The sequence below is a fragment of the Viridibacillus sp. FSL E2-0187 genome, assembly GCF_038006425.1.
Lineage (GTDB): Bacteria > Bacillota > Bacilli > Bacillales_A > Planococcaceae > Viridibacillus > Viridibacillus arvi.
Genome location: NZ_JBBOVG010000001.1, coordinates 2,436,991 through 2,458,773, shown reverse-complemented (window position 1 = coordinate 2,458,773; position 21,783 = coordinate 2,436,991). Strand labels below are relative to the sequence as shown.

Annotated in this window: 19 protein-coding genes; 16 read left to right on the top strand and 3 right to left on the bottom strand. The window is 36.2% G+C overall.

The genetic code is table 11. From position 1 onward, the window contains the following. Positions 1–306 precede the first annotated feature (306 nt). Both MHH85_RS12060 and MHH85_RS12055 read left to right on the top strand, forming a co-directional pair. Entirely contained in the window at positions 307–1,101 is a 795-nt protein-coding gene (locus MHH85_RS12060) for a MerR family transcriptional regulator (RefSeq protein WP_340707265.1), read from the top strand. 109 nt (positions 1,102–1,210) lie between these two features. Next, a complete protein-coding gene (locus MHH85_RS12055; RefSeq protein ID WP_340707264.1) occupies positions 1,211–2,044 on the top strand; it encodes a CPBP family intramembrane glutamic endopeptidase in 834 nt (277 codons plus the stop codon). Positions 2,045–2,230: 186 nt separating this feature from the next. Here the strand turns inward: MHH85_RS12055 and MHH85_RS12050 are convergent, their stop codons facing one another. After that, positions 2,231–3,466 (bottom strand): YhgE/Pip domain-containing protein, encoded by a 1,236-nt coding sequence (locus MHH85_RS12050; protein WP_340707263.1) that lies wholly within the window; start codon positions 3,464–3,466, stop codon positions 2,231–2,233. A gap of 209 nt (positions 3,467–3,675) precedes the next feature. Between MHH85_RS12050 and MHH85_RS12045 the strand changes: the two genes are divergently transcribed. The 11 genes from MHH85_RS12045 to MHH85_RS11995 all read left to right on the top strand — a co-directional run bounded on the left by MHH85_RS12045 (position 3,676) and on the right by MHH85_RS11995 (position 15,637). Continuing rightward, positions 3,676–4,326: a TetR/AcrR family transcriptional regulator gene (locus MHH85_RS12045; RefSeq protein WP_340707262.1), complete on the top strand. Its 651-nt coding sequence runs from the start codon at positions 3,676–3,678 to the stop codon at positions 4,324–4,326. Between the two features lie 300 nt (positions 4,327–4,626). Beyond that, a complete protein-coding gene (locus MHH85_RS12040) occupies positions 4,627–5,862 on the top strand; it encodes a M20 family metallopeptidase (RefSeq protein WP_340707261.1) in 1,236 nt (411 codons plus the stop codon). Then, entirely contained in the window at positions 5,855–6,961 is a 1,107-nt protein-coding gene (locus tag MHH85_RS12035) for a tartrate dehydrogenase (RefSeq protein ID WP_340707260.1), read from the top strand. Before MHH85_RS12040 ends, MHH85_RS12035 begins: the two co-directional genes overlap by 8 nt. After that, on the top strand, positions 6,952–7,698 hold the full coding sequence (locus MHH85_RS12030; protein WP_340707259.1) for an SDR family NAD(P)-dependent oxidoreductase: 747 nt from the start codon (positions 6,952–6,954) through the stop codon (positions 7,696–7,698). Before MHH85_RS12035 ends, MHH85_RS12030 begins: the two co-directional genes overlap by 10 nt. Before the next feature lie 21 nt (positions 7,699–7,719). Beyond that, positions 7,720–9,165, top strand: a complete 1,446-nt coding sequence (locus tag MHH85_RS12025) for an aldehyde dehydrogenase family protein (RefSeq protein WP_340707258.1) — start codon at positions 7,720–7,722, stop codon at positions 9,163–9,165. Positions 9,166–9,186: 21 nt separating this feature from the next. Beyond that, entirely contained in the window at positions 9,187–10,218 is a 1,032-nt protein-coding gene (locus tag MHH85_RS12020) for an ABC transporter ATP-binding protein (RefSeq protein WP_340707257.1), read from the top strand. Next, on the top strand, positions 10,215–11,252 hold the full coding sequence (locus MHH85_RS12015) for an ABC transporter ATP-binding protein (protein ID WP_340707256.1): 1,038 nt from the start codon (positions 10,215–10,217) through the stop codon (positions 11,250–11,252). Before MHH85_RS12020 ends, MHH85_RS12015 begins: the two co-directional genes overlap by 4 nt. 31 nt (positions 11,253–11,283) lie before the next feature. Then, on the top strand, positions 11,284–12,273 hold the full coding sequence (locus MHH85_RS12010; RefSeq protein ID WP_340707255.1) for a P1 family peptidase: 990 nt from the start codon (positions 11,284–11,286) through the stop codon (positions 12,271–12,273). Positions 12,274–12,306: 33 nt separating this feature from the next. Then, a complete protein-coding gene (locus MHH85_RS12005) occupies positions 12,307–13,845 on the top strand; it encodes an ABC transporter substrate-binding protein (RefSeq protein ID WP_340707254.1) in 1,539 nt (512 codons plus the stop codon). A gap of 15 nt (positions 13,846–13,860) precedes the next feature. Beyond that, on the top strand, positions 13,861–14,802 hold the full coding sequence (locus MHH85_RS12000; protein WP_193739221.1) for an ABC transporter permease: 942 nt from the start codon (positions 13,861–13,863) through the stop codon (positions 14,800–14,802). A gap of 10 nt (positions 14,803–14,812) precedes the next feature. Continuing rightward, a complete protein-coding gene (locus MHH85_RS11995; RefSeq protein WP_340707253.1) occupies positions 14,813–15,637 on the top strand; it encodes an ABC transporter permease in 825 nt (274 codons plus the stop codon). 29 nt (positions 15,638–15,666) lie between these two features. Here the strand turns inward: MHH85_RS11995 and MHH85_RS11990 are convergent, their stop codons facing one another. Continuing rightward, entirely contained in the window at positions 15,667–17,322 is a 1,656-nt protein-coding gene (locus tag MHH85_RS11990) for a PucR family transcriptional regulator (protein WP_340707252.1), read from the bottom strand. Between the two features lie 147 nt (positions 17,323–17,469). Between MHH85_RS11990 and MHH85_RS11985 the strand changes: the two genes are divergently transcribed. The 3 genes from MHH85_RS11985 to MHH85_RS11975 all read left to right on the top strand — a co-directional run bounded on the left by MHH85_RS11985 (position 17,470) and on the right by MHH85_RS11975 (position 20,553). Further along, positions 17,470–18,936: a CoA-acylating methylmalonate-semialdehyde dehydrogenase gene (locus MHH85_RS11985; protein ID WP_340707251.1), complete on the top strand. Its 1,467-nt coding sequence runs from the start codon at positions 17,470–17,472 to the stop codon at positions 18,934–18,936. A 20-nt stretch (positions 18,937–18,956) separates the two neighbouring features. Beyond that, complete coding sequence (locus MHH85_RS11980) at positions 18,957–20,315, top strand: aspartate aminotransferase family protein (RefSeq protein ID WP_340707250.1); 1,359 nt, start codon at positions 18,957–18,959, stop codon at positions 20,313–20,315. 82 nt (positions 20,316–20,397) lie between these two features. Next, positions 20,398–20,553, top strand: a complete 156-nt coding sequence (locus tag MHH85_RS11975) for a hypothetical protein (RefSeq protein ID WP_340707249.1) — start codon at positions 20,398–20,400, stop codon at positions 20,551–20,553. A gap of 193 nt (positions 20,554–20,746) precedes the next feature. Here MHH85_RS11975 and MHH85_RS11970 read toward each other — a convergent pair whose 3' ends face one another. Then, positions 20,747–21,781, bottom strand: a complete 1,035-nt coding sequence (locus tag MHH85_RS11970; protein WP_340707248.1) for a PTS transporter subunit IIC — start codon at positions 21,779–21,781, stop codon at positions 20,747–20,749. Positions 21,782–21,783: the final 2 nt, after the last annotated feature.

Below are 21,783 nucleotides of genomic sequence, written 5' to 3'. Positions count from 1 at the left end.
CGAAAAGTATGTTTTAGCGGAAATGGAGGGTTTTATCAATAAAACTATTAATAAAATGACGAGTTCCATTAAATTAATATAAGGTATTATATTATCAAAGTCGTATATTCATTTGTGAACTGCAATTTTGAATAATGATATTTAACGATGTATTTTGAAACATTTCACTTGTATTCTAATTTTGTTAGTTATTTACTTTTTATTCGTTAACTTTGTTATTATTATAAAACTTATATTATTATTTTTTGATGGACTGAAAATGAGAAATATCATAAAGAATATGTAGTAATAATAAAGGAGAATATAATGTACACTATTGGACAAGTTGCTCAATTTTTAGGTGTATCTAGAGATACCTTGAAATTTTATGAAGAAAAGGAATTAGTAAAGCCGAAGCAAAATATTGAGAATGGGTATAGAAAATATAATCGTTTTGATATATATGATATAACAACAGTAAATTTCTATAGAGAAATGGATATTGAAATAAAAAAAATCCAGGAGCTAAGAAAGAGTAAGAGTATAGAGGGCATAAAATCATTATTGGAAGAGAAAGAACAAGAAGTATTAGAAGAAATAGAATATAAAAAGCTACTTTTAAAAAAGCTTAAGATCGTAAAAGAAGATTGCGAAAAAATTAAACAATTCTTAGGGGAATACACAGTAAAAGAAATGAAGCCTTTAGAAATAAAAGGAGAAATAGAGCATTTCACTGCGTATGATGAATATGAAACTCTTAAAGAGAACACGGACAGCTTGAAAAAAGCAGTTACTCTAAATTCTTTAAGAAGAGTCATAAGATTCAATGACGAAGGTATTCTAGAAGATAAGTTTATAATTGTAAGAAAAGTAGAAGACTTTCATAAAGAAATTGAAGGTGAAATTCTATCTCATCCAAAATGTATGTATACCGTTATTGAAGATGGAAGATGGTCAACAGGTGGAAAAAATATTGACCATAACGTGGAAGCTAGTTTAAGAAAAGTAGCAATAGAAAATGGGTATGAACCGTTGGGATTAGTTTATATAAATCTATTACTTACCACTTATGAAGATGGACTTGAACGTGTATTTTTAGAAATGTATGTACCTATAAAATAATGCAGACATGTATTGACCTGTGAGTAACCCCTAGGTTTAAGCTGAATATATTCGTAAATATGAGCACTATGATTTTTACGAAATACTTAGTTTGAAAAGGGGATTTTACATGAATAGAGAAAAGAAACTAAAAAAACCAGTAGCAAGTTTTATTTTACTAACCAATATCATTTTTTTGCCACTTTTTTGTCTTGTAGGAGCCATAAAGTTGTTAGGATTTCCTGAATGGTTCTTTAATGTAATGCTCTGTATATCAGCTTGGTCCTCTACATTTGCTTTTGCAGCGTTATTTAAAAAAATCTATCCTGGGCAAAGTTTTATACAATTTGTAAAAGATAAATTCAAGAATAAACTTAAACTCTCTATGATTCTTACTGTAATTATGATTCAAGCCTTCATATTTTTAATGATTATGTTTTTCGTATCTAATAACAGTAAAGCAGACTCAATTTTTACGATATCTTCATGGGGAATGCTGATCTATTTCTTTTTGAAAAATCTTCTGTCAGGGCCACTAGGAGAAGAATTAGGGTGGAGAGGTTTCGCTCTAATGGAGCTCCAAAAGAAACATTCACCATTAAAAGCTTCGATTATCATCGGATTTTGGTGGGGGGTGTGGCATCTACCCATATGGTTTACTACAGGATTTATGGGTATTGATTTAATCAAATACATTCTTTTCTTTATGATTTCAATCATGTCCATTACGATCATCATGACAGCATTTTATAACTTAAATCAGAATTTAATCATCCCAATCATCATCCATCAATTCTTTAATTTTTTTATTGGCATAATAAACGGAAACTTAATCGATTTAATCATGTATAACGCAATTTTTTATTTAGTAGTAGCACTTTTAATCATCGTTATAAATCCAAAGAAAGTATTGTATGGAAGGGAAGATACAAACATTATTAATGGAAAGTATTTCATGACTTAGTGCTTTTTTGTCCAGCAATACACTTAAACTATCGGGAATGTTAGTTGATTAAGGCTTAATAAAATTTAAAACTTTTTATAAATAAATGAATTTATTACATTAAAAAAGAGCATGTTTTGAACAGTTTTGACGTTCATAACATGCTCTTTTATTATCTTAGAGGTTTCCCCAGTGCTATTACATAAATTACTCTGCAGTAGACACCGCGGATTGATTACGATTATCTTTATTGAATTTTATTCGACTAATGGCATAGCAAAGTACAACACTAACTACCAAAAAGATTGATAAGGCTATTAGTGAGGAAGACAGGCCAGATGCCATTCTTCCATCATAATAAATCAGTGAGCGCATACCGTCTACTAAATGATGAGTTGGTAAGATATTACTAAAGATTTGGTGAACAGATGGTAAAATATTAACTGGAATTGGTCCGCCACTTGCGAATATCCCCATTATATTGATGGGAAAGGCGATCAATAAACTCCATCTTCCAAAGAATAGATTGAATACTTGGAAGAACATGAACATCGTCATAGATCCAAAAATAAGGAATCCTAATATAGCAATTAAATTTGCCGTATGCCCTACTTTATAAACTGCAAATGTACAAATTACTAATAAAATTGACATCAGTACAGTCATACAAATTCCAAATATTATTTCTGCATTTAAGACAGCATGTTTTTTCATTTTCAAGCCATGTGTTTTTAATGCTGTATGCATAGAGTCTACATAACCATTTACCATTTGAGATCCCATCATACCTGTAATCATGCATAATAATGCCATTATAAAAGGTGTCATACCATTATCATTTTTGACTACAGATATATTTTTCTCATTGATTTGAATAGGATTTGCTAAGACGAGCGCATTTTCTGGCGAGAGGGTAGATTTTGAGCTATTCAATGTCCCTGAAATTTGCTCAGTTACACTTTTGGAAATGCTTGTTGCCACTGCTTGTAAAGATGATTGTGCTATTCCAGAAGCAAATTGACCTCCTGCTTTATTAACGATTAATTCAAGTTTTGCTTGTTTTGTATTCTCTTTGTTTTGTAATAAATGACCTTGTAACTTTAGCATTGATGCAGTGTAATTCTTTGGAATGATTAATGCAGCATAGGCTTTATTATTTTTTAAAATTTTTAAGCCGTCAGCACGGGTAGATGCAGTTTGCCATTTAATTGCAGTACTGTCTTTTGAATTAGCAATATTTTTACTAATGATTTTGCCCATATCTACTTGCTGCCCATTCACTTTACTCCCTGTATCTTCGTTTATAATAACGATAGGGAAATTTTGAACATTTGGCGTGGCTTTAGAAAAAATTGGGATGTAGATGACGGCCATAACGATCATCAAAATAGATACCATCCAGACAGGCGTCCACATACTTTTAGTCTTTAAAAATCTTTTCATACTTATACTCCTCGGTTTCAAGTTAAAAAATTTAGTTACTGATATTATGAATATCGTAATGATAGTATAACTATCAATATGATAAATACAATATCATGATAGTTAAAATATTACAACGAAAAGGTATAGAATGACGATTTTGACTTTCATCATCCTATTTGATAGAATCACAAGCGTCTAGAAGAACGGTAAAAGGAGTGTGTACTACTATGGATCCTAAATCTCGATTAGAAAAAGAACGATTAGAAGGTAAACAAAAAAGAATTATTGAAATGGTAGAAGCAGCTGATCGAGTATTTGCAAGAAAGGGTCTTGAAAAGACTACTATGCAAGACATTGCAGATGAAGCAAGTATTGGCATAGCTACTTTGTTTCGCTATTTTCCGAAAAAAGATAGGATTATTGTCGCAGTAGCTGCAAAAGCACTTGAATCAAATTTAGTTGTCTTTCAAGAAGTTTTAGAAAAACCTGGTACTTGTTATGAAAAGATAGAGCATTTATTTGATACATTTATTGTTTTTAACGAACAGAAAGAAAGCCGGATTAAGTTTCTTGAAAGTTTTGAAACATATGTGGCCCAATCTACCGAACCTTTTGAAGGAATGGAGGTCTATAATGCTGCTTCCAAGCAACTTGTAGATATATATTATCAAATAATTGAAACTGGTAAAACAGATGGCTCTATTCGAACAGATATACCTATTACGGATACACTCTCAACATTGTCAAATGTGTTCGGTATTTTCGCGAAGAAATTATCACTTCATAGAAGCATACTTTTGCTTGAATCAAATGTACCATCTGAGACACAATTACTTATTCTAAAAAATATTTTCCTCAGCTATATTAAGAATAACTAAGCTATTATTTATTTTTCATACTTAATTCAGAATCCTTCATTTTGAAGGATTCTTTTTTTTATTTAGAATGTTCCTTTCCTCAGAAAACCACTTGAATTCCTTCATATTTGAACTTCCTAATTATAGACAAGTAGAGATAAGACATCTTGTCTATTCTTGCATAAGAAGTACACACATATTGTCCAATTAATAGAAAACGTTTTCAAAATATAATTAATATCAGAATATTCATAACTATTATTTAGTTTATATTCGCTTTCCTTATGAACATTTGAAAAACAATAAAGAAGGGGAGATTACATGAATTTAAAATTAGAAAATGAGACGTATTTACGAGACCGAGAAGCTGTCATTCAATTAACACGGGAGCTAGTCCAAATTCCAAGTGTATATAGAGAAGGTATAGCAGATGCAAATGAAACAAAAGTAGCGTTATATGTAGCCGAATATTTAAAGAATATAGGCATTCAAACACATATTGAAGAAGTAGTACCTGGTAGACCAAATGTAATTGGCATCATTGATTCAGGTAAACCTGGTAAAACACTTCTTTTTGAAGGGCATACGGATGTTGTAACAGAAGGAAATGTTGATGCTTGGACGTACGGTCCTTTCAGTGCAGAAATTGTTGATGGGCGGATGTACGGAAGAGGAACGAATGATACAAAAGGTAACTTGGCGTGTATGATCACCGCTGTTCAATCAATTTTAAAAGATAAAGAAGAGTTTTGTGGAAAGATCATTTTGTGCATTCCTGTTGATGAAGAAGGCATGATGCTTGGCATTAAGCACTTCATCAAACAAGGTTGGGCAGATGGTGTAGACGGGGCTATTATTTGTGAACCTGAAGAAAATAATGTCTGTATCGCTCAGCGAGGGGCAATGCGCATTAGAGTAGACGTATACGGCAAGATGGCGCACGGGGCAATATCGTGGAGTGGCATTAATCCAAATTGGCGAATGGCAAGATTTATTGTAGAACTCGAAAAACTTGAGAAGGAAGAGCAAGCAAGATTAGGAGAGGACCCTTACTTAAAATGGCCTTCTATCACGCCAACTATTTTACAAGCACCGGTAAAAGGAGATGCTCAGATTAATGTTATTCCTGATCATTGTATGATGACACTCGATATTCGTACCGTTCCACAACAAGATCATGATGAATTATTAAATAAAATTAATGCAATTATTGCAAAATTAAAGAATGATGACTCCGATTTTAATGTAGAATTAACGATTTTAGATAACCGTCCATCTACATTTACTGAAAAAGATCATCCAGTTGTTCAAGCGGTTTATGATGCTGTCAAGGAGGTAACAGGAGAAGAACCAATTTATAATGGGGTACCTGGAGCGACAGATGGGACGTTTTTACACATGCATGGTGTACCGATTGTCACAATTGGGGCAGGAGATAGAGAAATTCCACATCAAATCAACGAGTATGTAGATATTGAGGAATTAGCGGTTACAACGGCTATTTTTAAAGATGCAGCATTACGCTTTTTAAAGGATGGGAGTAATGTAAATGACTGAATTTAAAATTGCGGTAATTCCTGGAGATGGTATCGGTGTCGAAGTAATGGCGGAAGCATTAAAAGTGTTGTCTGTCCTCGAAGAACATGAACAGAATTTTGTGTTGAATAAGGGAAATTTCGAGTGGAGTTCGGATTTTTATTTGGAACATGGCAGAATGATGCCGGAGGATGGACTTTTAACACTACAAAGTTATGACGCTATTTTATTTGGTGCTATTGGTGACGCTAGAGTACCAGATGACGTAACAATATGGGAATTAATAATGCCAATTCGTAAGCAATTCCAGCAATATGTAAACTTTAGACCTGTGAAATCATTACCGGGCATTACATCACCACTTAGCAATGGGGATAATATCGATTTTGTCATTTTCCGTGAAAATGCAGAAGGTGAATATTCAAATAGTGGCGGTCGTATGTTTGAGACTCAACATACAGAGATGGCCATTCAAAATACCATTATGACTACAGCCGGTATTGAAAGAATAGTTAAAGCTGCATGTGAATATGCAGAGAAAAATGGTAAGAAGAAAGTAACGAGTGCTACGAAGTCTAACGCAATCATCCACTCTATGAAACTATGGGATGAACATGTTAAGAGAATAGTAAAAAACGAATATCCAAACCTTGCATTAGAATCGATTTATATTGATGCCCTTGTTGCATATTTTGTGCAACGACCACAATCATTTGAAGTCGTTGTTGCTTCCAATCTATTTGGTGATATTTTATCAGATCTTGGTTCAGGAATTGTCGGGGGGTTAGGCCTTTCACCTTCGGCAAACATTAATCCAGAAAAACAGTTTCCTTCTATGTTTGAACCTGTTCATGGCTCTGCACCGGATATTGCGGGGAAAGGAATCGCTAATCCAATTGCACAGATTTGGTCAGCAGCCTTAATGCTAGACCATCTGGGGAGAACGGATCTTTCTACAAAAATTATTAATGCGATTGAATCGATACTCCTTGAAGGGAAGATAAAAACAGCAGATATTGGTGGGAATGCAACTACCGAACAAATGGGCTCAGCCATCTCAGCGAAAATAATAGAACAGTACGCAATTAAAGAAAATGAGGAGTCGAAAATATGGACTTAAACAATAAAGTAATAGTTGTGACAGGTGCGGGTGGAGGAATGGGGAAAGCAATTGTATCTCAACTGCTCGAGTTAGGAGCTTACGTTATTGGGATTGATTTATCTACAGATTCATTACAATCAATCCAACATCCTAACCTTCACACGCATGCAGCGAGTGTCTTAGTTGAAGAACAGATTGCTGAAATTTTCTTTCAAGTTCACAAGGACTTCGGCAAAATAGATGGTTTGGTAAATGCAATAGGCATTGCTCAAGCAGCAACACCTATTGAAGAAGTGACTTTAAGCCAATGGCATAAACTCATGGATATTAATGCGACTAGTCTTTTCATTTCATGTAAAGAAGCAGTCAAATATATGAAACCGAATCGCCAAGGTTCAATTGTCATTATTGCCTCGATTTCAGCTGTAAGGCCACGACCAGGTTTACAGTCATATATTGCTTCAAAAGGGGCAGCAGAAAGTTTTTCAAGAGCGATGGCAATTGAATTAGCTCCTTATTCTATTAGAGTAAATACCATTAATCCTGGACCAGCTGATACCAATATGCTAGGTCAATTTGCTGCAAAAGATGCTGATATCAGCACTGTGAAAGAGGAAGTATTTAGAAAAAGTGTTCCTCTTGGTGAATTAATCGAACCTGAAGATATCGCTAACGCAGTGACTTACTTATTATCCGATCGCGCGAAAATTGTAACAGGGGCTACATTGAATGTTGATGGTGGAAGAGGCCTGTAAAGAAGAGAGGTTGTGAAGAAGATGAAACGTATACCAATGTTAATCAATGGGGAATGGATTGGTGACGATTCTAATGAGTGGTTACCAGTCTTCAATCCATCAAATGGAGAACTGATTGCTGAGATAGTAAAAGGTCAAAAAGAGCATGTTGATGAAGCAGTACATGCAGCCCAAGTGGCATTCGAAAGCGATGAATGGAAAAAGGTAAAGCCTTATGAACGAGGACAACTGTTAGTTAGCCTAGCTGCGCATATTAGAAATAATGCTGAGCAATGGAGTAAGTGGGAATGTGAAGATGTGGGGAAACCTATTTCACAAGCCAAAGCTGATGTAGAAGCTGCCGCTAGATATTTTGAATTTTACGGTGGAGCAGCAGACAAAGTGATGGGAGACACGATACCGATTGAAGAGGGGATATTAAATGCGACTGTTTTAGAACCTGTCGGTGTGACAGCACATATCGTCCCTTGGAATTATCCTCTTCAAATCACTGCGAGAAGTGTTGCTGCAGCAATTGCAACAGGGAATGCGGTCATTGTAAAAAGTGCGGAAGATACGCCTCTTACTACACATGCAATTGCAGATTGGTTTGCAGAAAGTGAGTTACCTAAAGGGATATTTCAACATATTACAGGTCTAGGTGCTGATGTCGGTGGGCCATTAGCGGGACATCCAGGAATTCACCATATTACTTTTACTGGCTCCGTTAACACTGGTATTTCTGTAATGAAAGCTGCTGCAGATAACGTCGTACCCGTGACGCTAGAGCTTGGCGGTAAATCTCCAAATATCGTATTTGCTGATGCAAATGAAGAATTAGCGCTAGAAGGCGTAGTTAGAGCTATTATTCAAAATGCTGGGCAAACATGTTCAGCGGGTTCTCGATTACTTATTGAAGAGAAATATAAAGAACATTTTTTACATGAATTAACAGCGAAGTTTAACGAATTGACGATTGGTCCTGGTGTCGACGACAAAGAGATTGGACCAATTTTAAATAAAAAACAATTCGATCAAATTATGAACAAGATACAGGAGGTAAAATCAGCAGGGAAAATAATCGCAGGTGGAGAAACAGTTACTATTAGTGGTTCTGAAGGTGGCTATTATATCCAACCAACGATTATTGACGGGCTAGACAATACACATGCATTAGCGAAGGAAGAGATATTTGGACCAGTATTAACAGTTTTCACATTTGAAACAATTGAAGAAGCAATAGAGTTAGCGAATAGCACGGATTATGGATTGGTCGCTGGTATTTGGACTCGAAATATCGATGTCGCTCACTATGTCGCTTCCAAGGTGAAATCTGGCCAAGTATTTATTAATAATTATGGTGCTGCAGGTGGCGTCCAGATGCCTTTTGGTGGCTATAAAAAAAGTGGAATTGGAAGAGAGAAAGGTTTCATCGCGTTAAGAAACTATACTCAAGTGAAAAACATAGCAGTGAAGTTTTCTATTTGAACTTAAAATTGAGGTGAACTTATGGAAAGTCCACAACTGCACTTAGAGCCTTCAAAAAGTACTAATGAACAACTATTAGAAGTCAAAGGGTTAAAAACGTATTTCCACATTGGTAAAGGTAAAATAGCTAAAGCTGTAGATGATGTAAGTTTCGCCATCAAGAAAGGTGAAACTGTTGCGTTAGTCGGTGAATCTGGCAGCGGAAAAAGTATCACTTCCTTGTCCATTATGAGGCTCATACCTAGTCCTCCAGGTGAGATTGTAGAAGGTTCTATATCCCTTGAAGGAAGAGATTTACTTACATTGTCAGAAGATGACATGACGAAAGTTCGAGGGAATGAGATAGGAATGATTTTCCAAGAACCGATGACCTCTTTAGATCCAGTTTTTACGATAGGAAATCAAATCGTCGAATCGTTAATGAAACATCAAAAACTGAAGAAAAAAGAAGCTTATGAAAAAGCTGTCGATTTATTGAAAATTGTTGGATTTGCTAGAGCCGAAAAAATTATTAAAGAATATCCGCATCAATTATCAGGTGGAATGAGACAACGGGTTATGATTGCCATTGCAATGTCCAATAACCCGAAGTTACTTATTGCAGATGAACCGACAACAGCTCTAGATGTTACGGTTCAAGCTCAAATACTTAACTTAATGATCGATATGAAAGAACAATTTGGATCCTCAATATTACTCATTACACATGATATGGGTGTTGTAGCCGAAACAGCAGATCGAGTACTTGTCATGTACGGAGGGCAAATTGTTGAAGAGGCACCGGTTAGAGATCTCTTCTTGAAAACTAAGCATCCCTATACAACAGCGTTATTAAGGACTATTCCAAATATTGATGTGGATTTAAAAAGGTTAGAATCAATACCTGGGAATGTACCGCCTGCACATTTATTTCCAAAAGGCTGTCGCTTTGCTGCGCGATGTACACATGCTATGACAAAATGCCAAGAAGAAATGCCTCAACTTTTAGAGTTTGAGAATAATCATAAAGTTAGATGCCACCTCTATGCCAGTGAAGGGGGAGCTATAGAATGAGCGAGAGAGAAAAAATACTTGAAATTAAGCATTTAAAAACCTATTTCCCGATTAAAGGCACTCTTTTTAAAGGGAAAGCAGGGCTTGTAAAAGCAGTTGATGATATTAGTTTTGATGTATTCAAAGGGGAAACTTTAGGAATTGTAGGAGAGTCAGGGTCTGGTAAATCGACTTTAGGAAGAACCATTCTACGTTTAACTGAACCTACTGATGGCGAAATTATTTTTGAAGGAAATCATCTAGAACATTTAGGAAATCGTCAACTACAGAACCATCGCCAACATATGCAAATGGTTTTTCAGGACCCTTTCGCTTCATTGAACCCTAGAATGCGTGTAGAGCAACTTATTGGAGAACCGATAGCTGTTCAGAAAATACTATCAAAAGTTGAAAGAACTAGAAAAGTAGAGAGCTTAATCGAAAAGGTAGGATTACCAAAAGAAGCGCTCGCAAAATTCCCTCATGAATTTTCTGGAGGACAAAGACAGCGTATTGGCATTGCGAGAGCATTGTCGATGAATCCAAAATTTATTATTGCAGATGAGCCTGTATCAGCACTCGATGTATCTGTGCAATCGCAAGTGTTGAACTTAATGTTAGATCTACAAGAAGAATTCAATTTGACTTATTTATTTATTTCTCATGACTTAAGTGTAGTGAAACATATTAGCGATCGTGTAGGTGTTATGTATCTAGGAAGAATTGTTGAAATCGGACCTAAGCATGATATTTATAATAATCCGCTTCATCCATATACACAGGCATTACTATCTGCAATTCCTATAGTAAATTTCGAAAAGAAAAGGGAGAAAATCCAGCTGAGCGGAGAGCCACCAAGTCCCTCTGATCCTCCAACGGGATGTGCGTTTCATACGAGATGTCCAAAGGCATTTGATCGTTGCAAAGTGGAACGTCCTGAACTTATTCATAACGAAAGCGGACAGCAAGTTGCCTGCCATTTATATTCACATGAAAATAATAAAAAGCTTTCGATTGCAGAAAGTAAAGTGCTCCAATTAACTAAACAAAATTAATTGAATGTTTTAAAAATAAGGAGGCGTGTACATGAGCTTTGGCAATATAACAGATGTGCCAGGTATAAAGGTTGGTAACGTAGAAAATGTAGAAGCGTTAACAGGTTGCACGGTTATCCTTGCAGAAGGTGGGGCTGTTTGTGGCGTTGACGTACGAGGCTCAGCCCCAGGTACTCGGGAAACGGATTTACTCGATCCTATTAATAGAATTGAAGAAGTACATGGTATTTGTTTATCAGGAGGAAGTGCATACGGTTTAGATGCTGCATCAGGTGTTATGCAATACCTTGAAGAACAAGGGATTGGTCTTGATGTAGGTGTCGCTAAAGTTCCAATTGTTCCTGGTGCAGTACTTTTTGATCTACAAATAGGTAGTCCAAGTATTCGCCCTGATAAGCAAATGGGCTACGATGCTGCTTCGCAAGCAAAAAAGGGAACGTTCTCTTTTGGAAATGTGGGAGCAGGTTGTGGTGCTACAGTAGGGAAAATTACAGGACCTGATCATTGCATGAAAGGTGGTTTAGGTAGTACTTCAATTGAATTAGAAAATGGTTTCGTTGTAGGTGCACTAGTCGCTGTTAATGCAGTTGGAGATGTCAGAGATCCACTGACAAGAGAAATACTAGCAGGTCCAATAGATGCTAATACTGGGCTTATTATAGATAGCCTTAAGTTTATAGAAGAAAATTTATCCGGAAATGCCCTACCGGGATCTAATACTACAATTGGTTTAGTGGCAGTCAATGCAAAATTGACAAAAGCAGAAGCAAAAAAGGTTGCCCAAATTACTCAAAATGCCTTAGCAAGAACCATTTTCCCAGTACATACTATGCTGGATGGGGATACGGTTTTTGTGTTAGCTACTGGAGGAAAGTCTTATCCTGTAGATTTCGTTGGCAATATGGCAGCAAAAGCGATGGAAGAAGCGATAATTGTCGCTATTAAAGAAGCAAATGAAGTTGAAGGTGCACCGAGCTATAAAAGCTACAACAGCAAAAAGAAATTAGAAATGCCGACATAAAAATATCTTTATTCAAAGAGGGGGGATTTGAACATGAAGAGTACAAAGAGGTTAATGATTGTCGCAATGATTGTTATCTGTATGTTTTTAATCAGTGCTTGTTCGGGAGGAAAAGAAAGCGGAGAGGGAAGTTCAGGTAACGGGAAAACACAAGAGATCAAAGTAAGGGTAAATGATGATCCCGATTTTCTTGACCCGCATTTAGCTACAGCTTCCATTTCATTTCAAATGATCTTAAATATGTTCGAAGGGTTATTTGCTCCAGAAACGGACGGATCATTAAAACCCGCAATTGCTGAAAGCTATGAATTATCAAAAGATGGTTTGACTTATACATTTAAAATCCGACAAAATGTGAAATTCCATAATGGTAACGTTTTAAAAGTAGATGATATCCTCTATACATTTGAGCACTTAATGGGGACAAAAAATGGTAAGCCTCTTTCAGGTAACTTTGGCAATGTAGAATCTGTTAAAGCTCCTGATGAGTCGACAGTTGTTATTAAGCTAAAAGAGCCAAACTCTAATTTCCTTTACTCTTTAACAGCTTTACAATCTGCAATCGTGCCTAAAGATAATGATGGCAAACAAAATGAAAATCCAATTGGAACAGGTCCATTCAAATTTGTAAAGTACACACCAGGCTCTAATTTAGTATTAGAAAAAAATCCAGATTATTGGCAAGAAAACATTCCTTATTTAGATAAGGTAACGTTCGCATTCCAATCAGATGATAACTCTGCAGTAATGAGTTTGATAGCTAAAGAAGTAGATTTAACAGGAGTTCGTGGGCACCGATTATCTGAGGTTGAAAATGATTTTAACATCAGTCACCAAAATAACAACTCAGCATTAGTCATTACGTTTAATGAAGAAAAAAAGCCGTTTAATGATGTAAAAGTTCGTCAAGCTATCAATATTGCTATTAACAAACAGGATGTTATTGATTCTGTCTATTCTGGATACGCAACTCGTCTTGGTTCTAATATGAGTCCAGCAATGGGAGATTACTATCTTGATGGATTACAAGATGTCTATGCACGTGACATTAACAAAGCTAAAAAGTTATTGTCTGAAGCAGGCTATCCAAAAGGTTTTAAAACAAAAATCACAGTATCTTCTCATAATGACATGTACTCTAATATCGCTCAAATTGCTGCTGAGAACTTAAAAGAAATTGGCATCGATGTTGAGATTGAAGTAGTAGAATGGGGGATTTGGCTAGAGCGTGTGTATTTTGGAAGAGATTATGAAATGACAACGATTGATTTAACGGGAAAACCGTCAGCATATGAAGTTTTAAATGATTATATTTCTACAAATGACAAAGAAAACTTCTTCCGATTCAACAATAAAGAGTTTGATAAAGTCATGGCAGATGTATTAAAAGAAACGGATCAGAAAAAACAAATTGAGATGTATAAACGTGCACAAGAAATATTAAGTGAGCAATCTGCTGCAGTATATATTGCTGACTATCAAGTACTATGGGCTGCAAATAAAAAAATTGAAGGACTAAAAAGTTATCCATTCTGGTTCCACGACATGTCAGAAGTGAAGTTTACTGAATAGAGGGGAAGAATAGACATGGCCTATATCATCCGAAGAATTATATTATTTGTTGTGACAATGGCAATTGTATCTTTTATCACTTTTGCAGTTTTTCAAATTTTACCGGGTGATCCGATTCGTACAATGTTAGGAACAGAGGCAGATGAAGTGCAAGTAGAGACCCTAAGAAAAGAACTCGGCTTGGACCAACCGCTTTATGTTCAATACTTTGAGTGGGCAAAAGGTTTAGTTACAGGTGATTTAGGAGAATCGATACGATTTTCTATGCCAGTAAAAGAATTGCTCATGGATCGCTTACCGGTCACGATTTCATTAGCTGCGATTACACTGCTTATTGTAATAATTGTGGCTATCCCTTTAGGTATTTTTGTTGCTAAAAGACAAAATAAAATGAGTGATGTTGTATTTTCTTCCATCACTCAGGTAGGTATGGCTATCCCTTCTTTCTGGTTGGGAATGTTATTAATCTTATACCTAGGAATGAATTTTAGTTTCTTCTCAATCAGTGGATATGTTCCTTGGACTGAAAGTATAGCAGGTGCGTTAGGCGCGATATTATTACCTGCTCTGACAATTGCTATTCCTCAAATCGCTGTAAAATTTCGCTATGTTAGGAATGCGATATTGGAACAGCTAAGGTTGGATTATGTTCGAACAATACGTAGTAAGGGAATTACAGAAAAGTTTGTAATGTATAAACATGTTTTAAGAAATTCGATGATTCCAATATTAACGATATTCGGATTAATAACAGCTGAAGTTGTTGCAGGAACAATTATTGTAGAACAGGTTTTTGCTCTTCCAGGAATTGGACAATTATTAATCACTTCGATTGGATATCGTGATTTTCCGTTAGTACAAGGTATCGTAATGTACATCACATTTGTAGTAGTATTTATCAATTTCTTTGTAGATATTTTATATTCTGTCTTAGACCCAAGAATACGGTTAAATTAAGGAGGTCCATATGAAAACATTAATGGGTAATGCTAAAAATATTAATTTAATAATTGGCCTCCTCATTTTGATATCTTTTTTACTATTAATGATAGTGAGTTTTTTCTATACGCCACATGATGTGACTGCTATGAATGTCGCTAATAAGTTAAAGGGACCAAATAGTGAGAATTGGTTTGGAACCGATGAATTCGGCAGAGATATCTTCAGTCGCATTATGAAAGGCACTCAAACAGCCTTTTTTGTAGGCACATTAACGGTAACGATTGGTGTTGTATTTGGAACACTTATTGGTGGGATAGCTGGATATGTTGGTGGCTGGGTAGATGAGGTTTTCATGAGAATCATGGATGCTTTAATGGCTTTTCCAGGTATTATCCTAGCATTAATGCTAGTAGCTGTGTTTGGTTCAGGCATTGTCAATACATCGATTGCACTTGGATTAATCGCCATTCCTAGTATCGCCCGAATTGCTCGTAGTGGTTTTGTACAACACAAAGAATACGAATATGTTTTATCAGCAAAGTTAATCGGGGTCAAACCATTCAAAATTATGTTCCGTCATATACTACCTAATGTTTCGTCACCTTTGATAGTAGCGGCATCTGTTAGTTTTGGAGTAGCAATGTTGGCTGAAGCTGCACTAAGTTATTTAGGACTAGGGGTTAAACCGCCAGATCCTAGTTGGGGCCGGATGTTAAAAGACTCTCAAGCTTTTCTGAAAAGTGCACCATGGTACACATATGCACCTGGTATTGCCATTACATTCATGGTATTAGGGTTTTATATGTTAAGTAATGCAATCCGAGATATTTTAGATCCAAGGTCAAACTAATCCAGCGAAAATAAAAAAACCGGTTTTCTCTATACGAGAAAAACCGGTTTTCCTTCGTTATTATTTTGTTTAAGCAGTATCTGATAGGCTTTAATAGCAACCTCAAGTGCAAGACGGTTAGAAGGTTCCATAAAATTCGAACCAAGAAGTGTTTCTAGTTTTTCTAATCTATTATATAACGTTTGTCTTACGATAAAGAGACGATCAGCTGTTTCATTCTTAACTCCGTTACATTCTAAATAAATGCAAAGTGTTGTAAATAAATCACTTTCATACTTTTGATCATAGCTTAAAATAACGTCTAAGTAATCGTGAACGTAGTTTTCAAGTTGTTTACTCTCAATTAACAATAATAGCAGTCGGTTTACACCAAGATCATTGTAGAAATAAGTGTTGACGATATCAGATTTTTTCAATGTAATGGTTTTCTTTGCTTCTACATAACCTTCCCTTACTTGAGCTATGTCCTTATATACTCTACTCACGCCAAACTTACATTCATCTCCGCAAAATGTACTTGTATCTTTCATATCCTTGATACTTTGTATGATTTGTTCAAATCTATCAGTTTTCTCTTTCAAATGATCTGCTGCAATAAAAGATGCAATGACCGTTATTTCAGTCCTTTTAGAAGAAACAGCTGGAAAAAAACCAAGCCTTTTGAAAATGGAGCGGACTAACATTGAGCGTTGCAACTTCATTTCTTCCCAGTCTTCCTCGACGATATTGACTTCTGAGGAATCTAACTGCATAACAAAAATCCTAAAGTACATATTGCGACTTGCAGCTGGTAAATAAGTTTGAACGTCATCTTGTTCATAGTCTCTGCCTTTTATAAGGTTTTGTACAAGTTCATCTTCCATGTTTTGTTTTCGTTCTTGAATAGTTCGATTGCGTAAAAGGATTTGTGCAATGGCAAGGGCTGCTCGATCTAAAATAAGAAAGAAGAACTCATTAGACATCGGTTGTTGTACTTGTAAGCAGAGATGCCCCCAAACTTGTCCCAGTCCTTTAACCGGCATGAGGGCAAATGTTTCATTGGAAAGAGTAAAATTCCTTTGTACGGTCATATCAGATTGTGATTTTTCTATAAAAGACCGAATAGAAGTTTCTAACTCTTTTATTTCAGATGGATAATAATATGATTTTGAATTATCCGTTATAAACAAAACACCTTGTCGGAAGTAATGATTCAATTCTTGGAGAATTTTTAGGATTCCGTTAGGGCTTAATGAAAGATCAATAAATTTTGTGGACAGCGTATCAAGTTGGGAAAGCCATTGGTGATGTTGGTTAATAATTAGTGTATGTAAATCTTGAGTAATGTCGACAAAACGTACAACCTCTTCAAATATAATCAGAGGAAAATCATGTTCATCCGCTAATTTTATTAGTTCAATTGGAATCTCTTTAAAATAAGGACCGATTTCAATACACATACCGGCGGCGTTTTTTTCTATTAGATTTTTTAAATATTTGAGTTGAGTTGTAAGGTCGAGTTGAAGGCCAACACCAGTTGTTAAAATTAATTCTCCACCATTAATCAGTGTTTCGAATTCCTTTATTTCTAAAATATGTGACCATTTCACTTGATTATTTAAGCCTTTTGAACCTGCTATTACTTTTGCTGATTTAAACGATTTTCTTTCTAATATGTCTTGTATGGTTAAAACAAATTCAATCATTCCAATAGCCCCCCAATAAGTTAAAAAAAATCTAACATGAGTGTACTTTATGTAAAGTGCAACTATTCTAAATAATCTGTAAAATAAATTATGAGGTTAATTATTAATAACGTCAACTTTAAAGAAAAGTAGAATAGGAGGACGAATATGAATAAGGTAATCACAGAAAAGAAAACGCTTTCAAATTTTATTAATGGACAATGGGTAAAATCGTCCACAGAAAGCTACATTGAAGTGCCAAATCCTGCAACTGGAGAAATATTAGCCGAAGTTCCAATTTCAACTCAAGAAGATTTGGAAAAAGCTGTAGAGGCTGCAAAGCAAGCTTTCACTTCATGGAAGAAAGTTGCTGTTCCTCAGCGTGCTAGAATCTTATTTAAATATCAGCAATTATTAATAGAGAACTGGGATGAACTAGCGAAAATTATAACGGTCGAAAATGGTAAAAACTATACCGAAGCATATGGCGAAGTACAAAGAGGGATCGAGTGCGTAGAATTTGCAGCAGGTGCTCCTACACTTATGATGGGCCATCAGTTACCTGATATCGCAACAAATATTGAATCTGGTATGTATCGCTATCCTCTTGGAGTAGTAGGGGGAATTACACCATTTAATTTCCCAATGATGGTACCATGCTGGATGTTCCCTTTAGCAATTGCGAGTGGTAACACGTTCATCTTGAAACCTTCTGAGAGAACGCCACTTCTAGCAAATTTCCTTGCAGAATTGTTACATGAAGCAGGTCTGCCAGCAGGTGTATTTAATCTTGTCCACGGTGCTCATGACATCGTGAATGGCATTCTTAGTCATCCAGATATTCCAGCAGTGTCATTTGTTGGATCACAACCGGTTGCAGAATATGTCTATAAAACTGGTACATCAAATGGTAAGAGAGTTCAAGCACTTGCTGGAGCCAAAAATCATACCATTGTTTTGCCAGATGCAGATATGGACTTAACAGTAACGAACATTATTAATGCAGCATTTGGATCAGCAGGAGAAAGATGTATGGCTTGTGCAGTTGTTGTAGCTGTAGGTGACATTGCAGATGAACTAGTAACAAGATTAGTAGAGGAATCAAATAAGTTATCAATAGGGGATGGATTGAAAGAAGGGATATTCCTTGGTCCGGTTATTCGAGATTCCCATAAAGATCGAACAATTCAATATATCGAATCTGGCATTGAAGAAGGTGCAACGCTATTACGAGATGGGCGTAATGATCAGCCTACTGAAGGTGGTTATTTTGTTGGACCAACTATTTTCGATCATGTAACACAAGAGATGAAAATCTGGAAAGAAGAAATATTCGCTCCTGTTTTATCAATTGTCCGAGTAGATACATTAGATGATGCAATTTCATTTGCAAACAAATCTGATTTTGCAAATGGAGCATGTATTTTCACTGATAGTGCAAAAGCTATTCGTCAGTTTAGAGAAGAAATCGATGCAGGAATGTTAGGTGTCAACCTTGGTGTTCCAGCTCCGATGGCATTCTTTCCATTCTCAGGTTACAAAAAATCATTTTATGGAGACCTTCATGCGAATGGTCGTGATGGAATTGAGTTTTACACACGTAAAAAGATGCTAACAGCTCGTCATGAATTCTAATATAGAAGGGAAGCGAATGCATGGAAACTGTAAAACAACCAACTCAATCTTTAGTTGAAAAAGATCTTCAAAATGTTTGGCACCATATCTCAGCTTACAATGAAAAAAGTCAGCCTATGATCGTCGATAGTGGTGAAGGCGCATGGATCATTGATCATAATGGCAATAAATATCTCGATGGCATGTCCGGGTTATGGGCTGTAAATGTAGGGTATGGTCGTGAAGAATTGGCACAAGTGGCATATGATCAAATGAAAAAATTAGCCTATGTGCCGATGACACAAAGCCATGAACCAGCAATCGAGCTGGCAGCTAAGTTAAATGACATGCTTGGTGGAGACTATATGTTCTTTTATTCGAACAGTGGCTCAGATGCAAATGAGGTAGCATTTAAAATTGCTCGTCAATATCACCAGCAAAACGGTGAAGGAGCTCGCTTTAAATTCATCTCTCGTTATCGAGCTTATCATGGTAGTTCAATGGGGGCATTGTCAGCTACAGGGCAAGCGATTAGAAAATATAAATATGAACCACTTTCACACGGTTTTTTACATGTAGCACCACCAGATAATTATCGCCGACCAAAAGGGCAATCCATTAAAGAATACAATCTCCAACGTGCCCAAGAACTTGAAGATAAAATTATTTGGGAGCAAAAAGAAACAATTGCAGGAATTATTATGGAGCCGCTTATTACAGGTGGTGGTATTTTAATCCCTCATCCTGTCTATCTCGAGAAAGTTCAAGAAATTTGTAACAAACACGGGGTACTCCTAATTATTGACGAAGTAATCTGTGGATTTGGAAGAACAGGTAAAGCGTTTGGGCATCAGCATTTTAATTTAAAACCGGATATTATTACAATGGCAAAAGGACTGACTAGCGCCTATTTACCACTTTCAGTGACAGCAGTTCGAAAAGAAATCTATGAAAAGTTCAACACTGGAGAAGAAAATAGTCATCTACGTCACCTTAATACATTTGGAGGAAATCCAGCTGCATGTGCAGTAGCGTTAAAGAATATCGAAATCATGGAGAGAGAAAACTTATTCGATCGCTCGGCAGAACTAGGTGATAGACTTCAAAAAGAGCTGAAAGAATTAAGTAACCATCCTTATGTAGGCGATATTCGCGGCCTTGGATTCTTACTAGGAATTGAAATGGTAGAAGATAAAATAACGATGGAACCAGCATCTAACGAACGTGTATTGAAAATCGTCTCTGATTGTAAGGCTAATGGTTTAATCATCGGTAAGAACGGAGATACAGTAGCAGGCTATAACAACATCTTAACTATTAGCCCACCGTTGTCTTGCACAGATGAGGATCTCGAGTTTATGATAGCCGTTCTTAAAAAAGTTTTTAAAGAGAATGAATAAAATATAATGCTGGAAAGCCACTCCGCTGATTTGGGGTGGTTTTTTTTGGGTTTGATGGGGTTAGGAGTTAGGAGTTAGGGTTTTGGGGATTGGTGCTACTGGGAGAGGGATTAGCGCTACTGGGAGGGGGATTAGCGCTACTGGGAGGGGGATTGGCGCTACTGGGAAAGGGATTAGCGCTACTCGGGGAAGAATTATCGCTACTGGGAGAGAAATTGGCGCTACTCAGGAAGATTAGCGTTGCTCGGAGAGAGATTGTCGCTACTCGGGGATGGATTATCGCTACTCAAAGCAAGATTATCCATACTCACCACTAACAACAAACCGAGATCACATATAACAAATACCAACAACCTATCTATTCACAAAATAACTAATCCTATCAATAAATCAAAATGCCATGTGAAAAATATTCTTCACATGGCATCAATTTATTCAATATGGATTTTATAATCTTCTGATTTAATCATTTTAAGATTTGTTGAGAAGATACGAAGTAAGATCACGTTTAAAACGGTTGGTATGACGAAGAACATTGCAATCATGACTGTAATATTCGAAGTTGTCCAGCCATCTGGTGTTAAGTTGATATAGTTTAATGGTCCAATAAGTCCAGATAGACCAAACCCGGCGCTCATAGACGTTCCTTGAACATTTAATACACCAGCAAGTGCACCTAAAATCGCAGCTGTAATAAGCATTGGAAAAGCTATTTTAGGTTTCATAAAGAAATTACGCATTTGAATTTTGGGTGAACCAAGTACGTGGGCTAGTGCTGTGCCCAATGAATTTGATTTGTAGCTAGCGATACATAGACCAATACCGGCTGAGACAATACCTAAATTGGCCGCGCCAGCACCAATACCAGAAAGCATAATGACCGTTGCTACTCCTACAGTCGAGAGAGGGGATAAAATAAGTACGCAGAAAATAACAGCGATAATTGCTCCCATTAGAATAGGTTGAAAATCTGTAACTTGTTGAATCCCTACCCCAATAATGCCTGTACCTGATTTGACATAAGGCAAAATCAAATAACCAAATAATCCAGGGATGAAAATTGTTAAGGTGGGTAGCAAAAGAATCGTGTAATCTTTTAATTTTGCCCCTATATATTTAACAAAAAGTACAGCTAAGCCGGCTGTAACACCTGTGTTTAAAACGACACCAATACCTTGTAATGTCATAACACTTTCATTTATTTGCACTACTCCACTACCGACAACAGCTGCTAATCCAATACTAGCTGTCTGAATAGGTGTTAATTTAAATGTCATACCAACAGTAACACCAATCATTATGGGTAACATACTCATCACTAAAACGGATATATCTAATATTTGTTGTAAAGCTGGAAAATATGGAATGAGTAGTTTTAATAGTTCACCTACAAGAGCGTTTGGAATTAAAGATACAACAATCCCAATACTCATTCCTGTTAACAGCTTATTAATGAATTCTTTCAAGA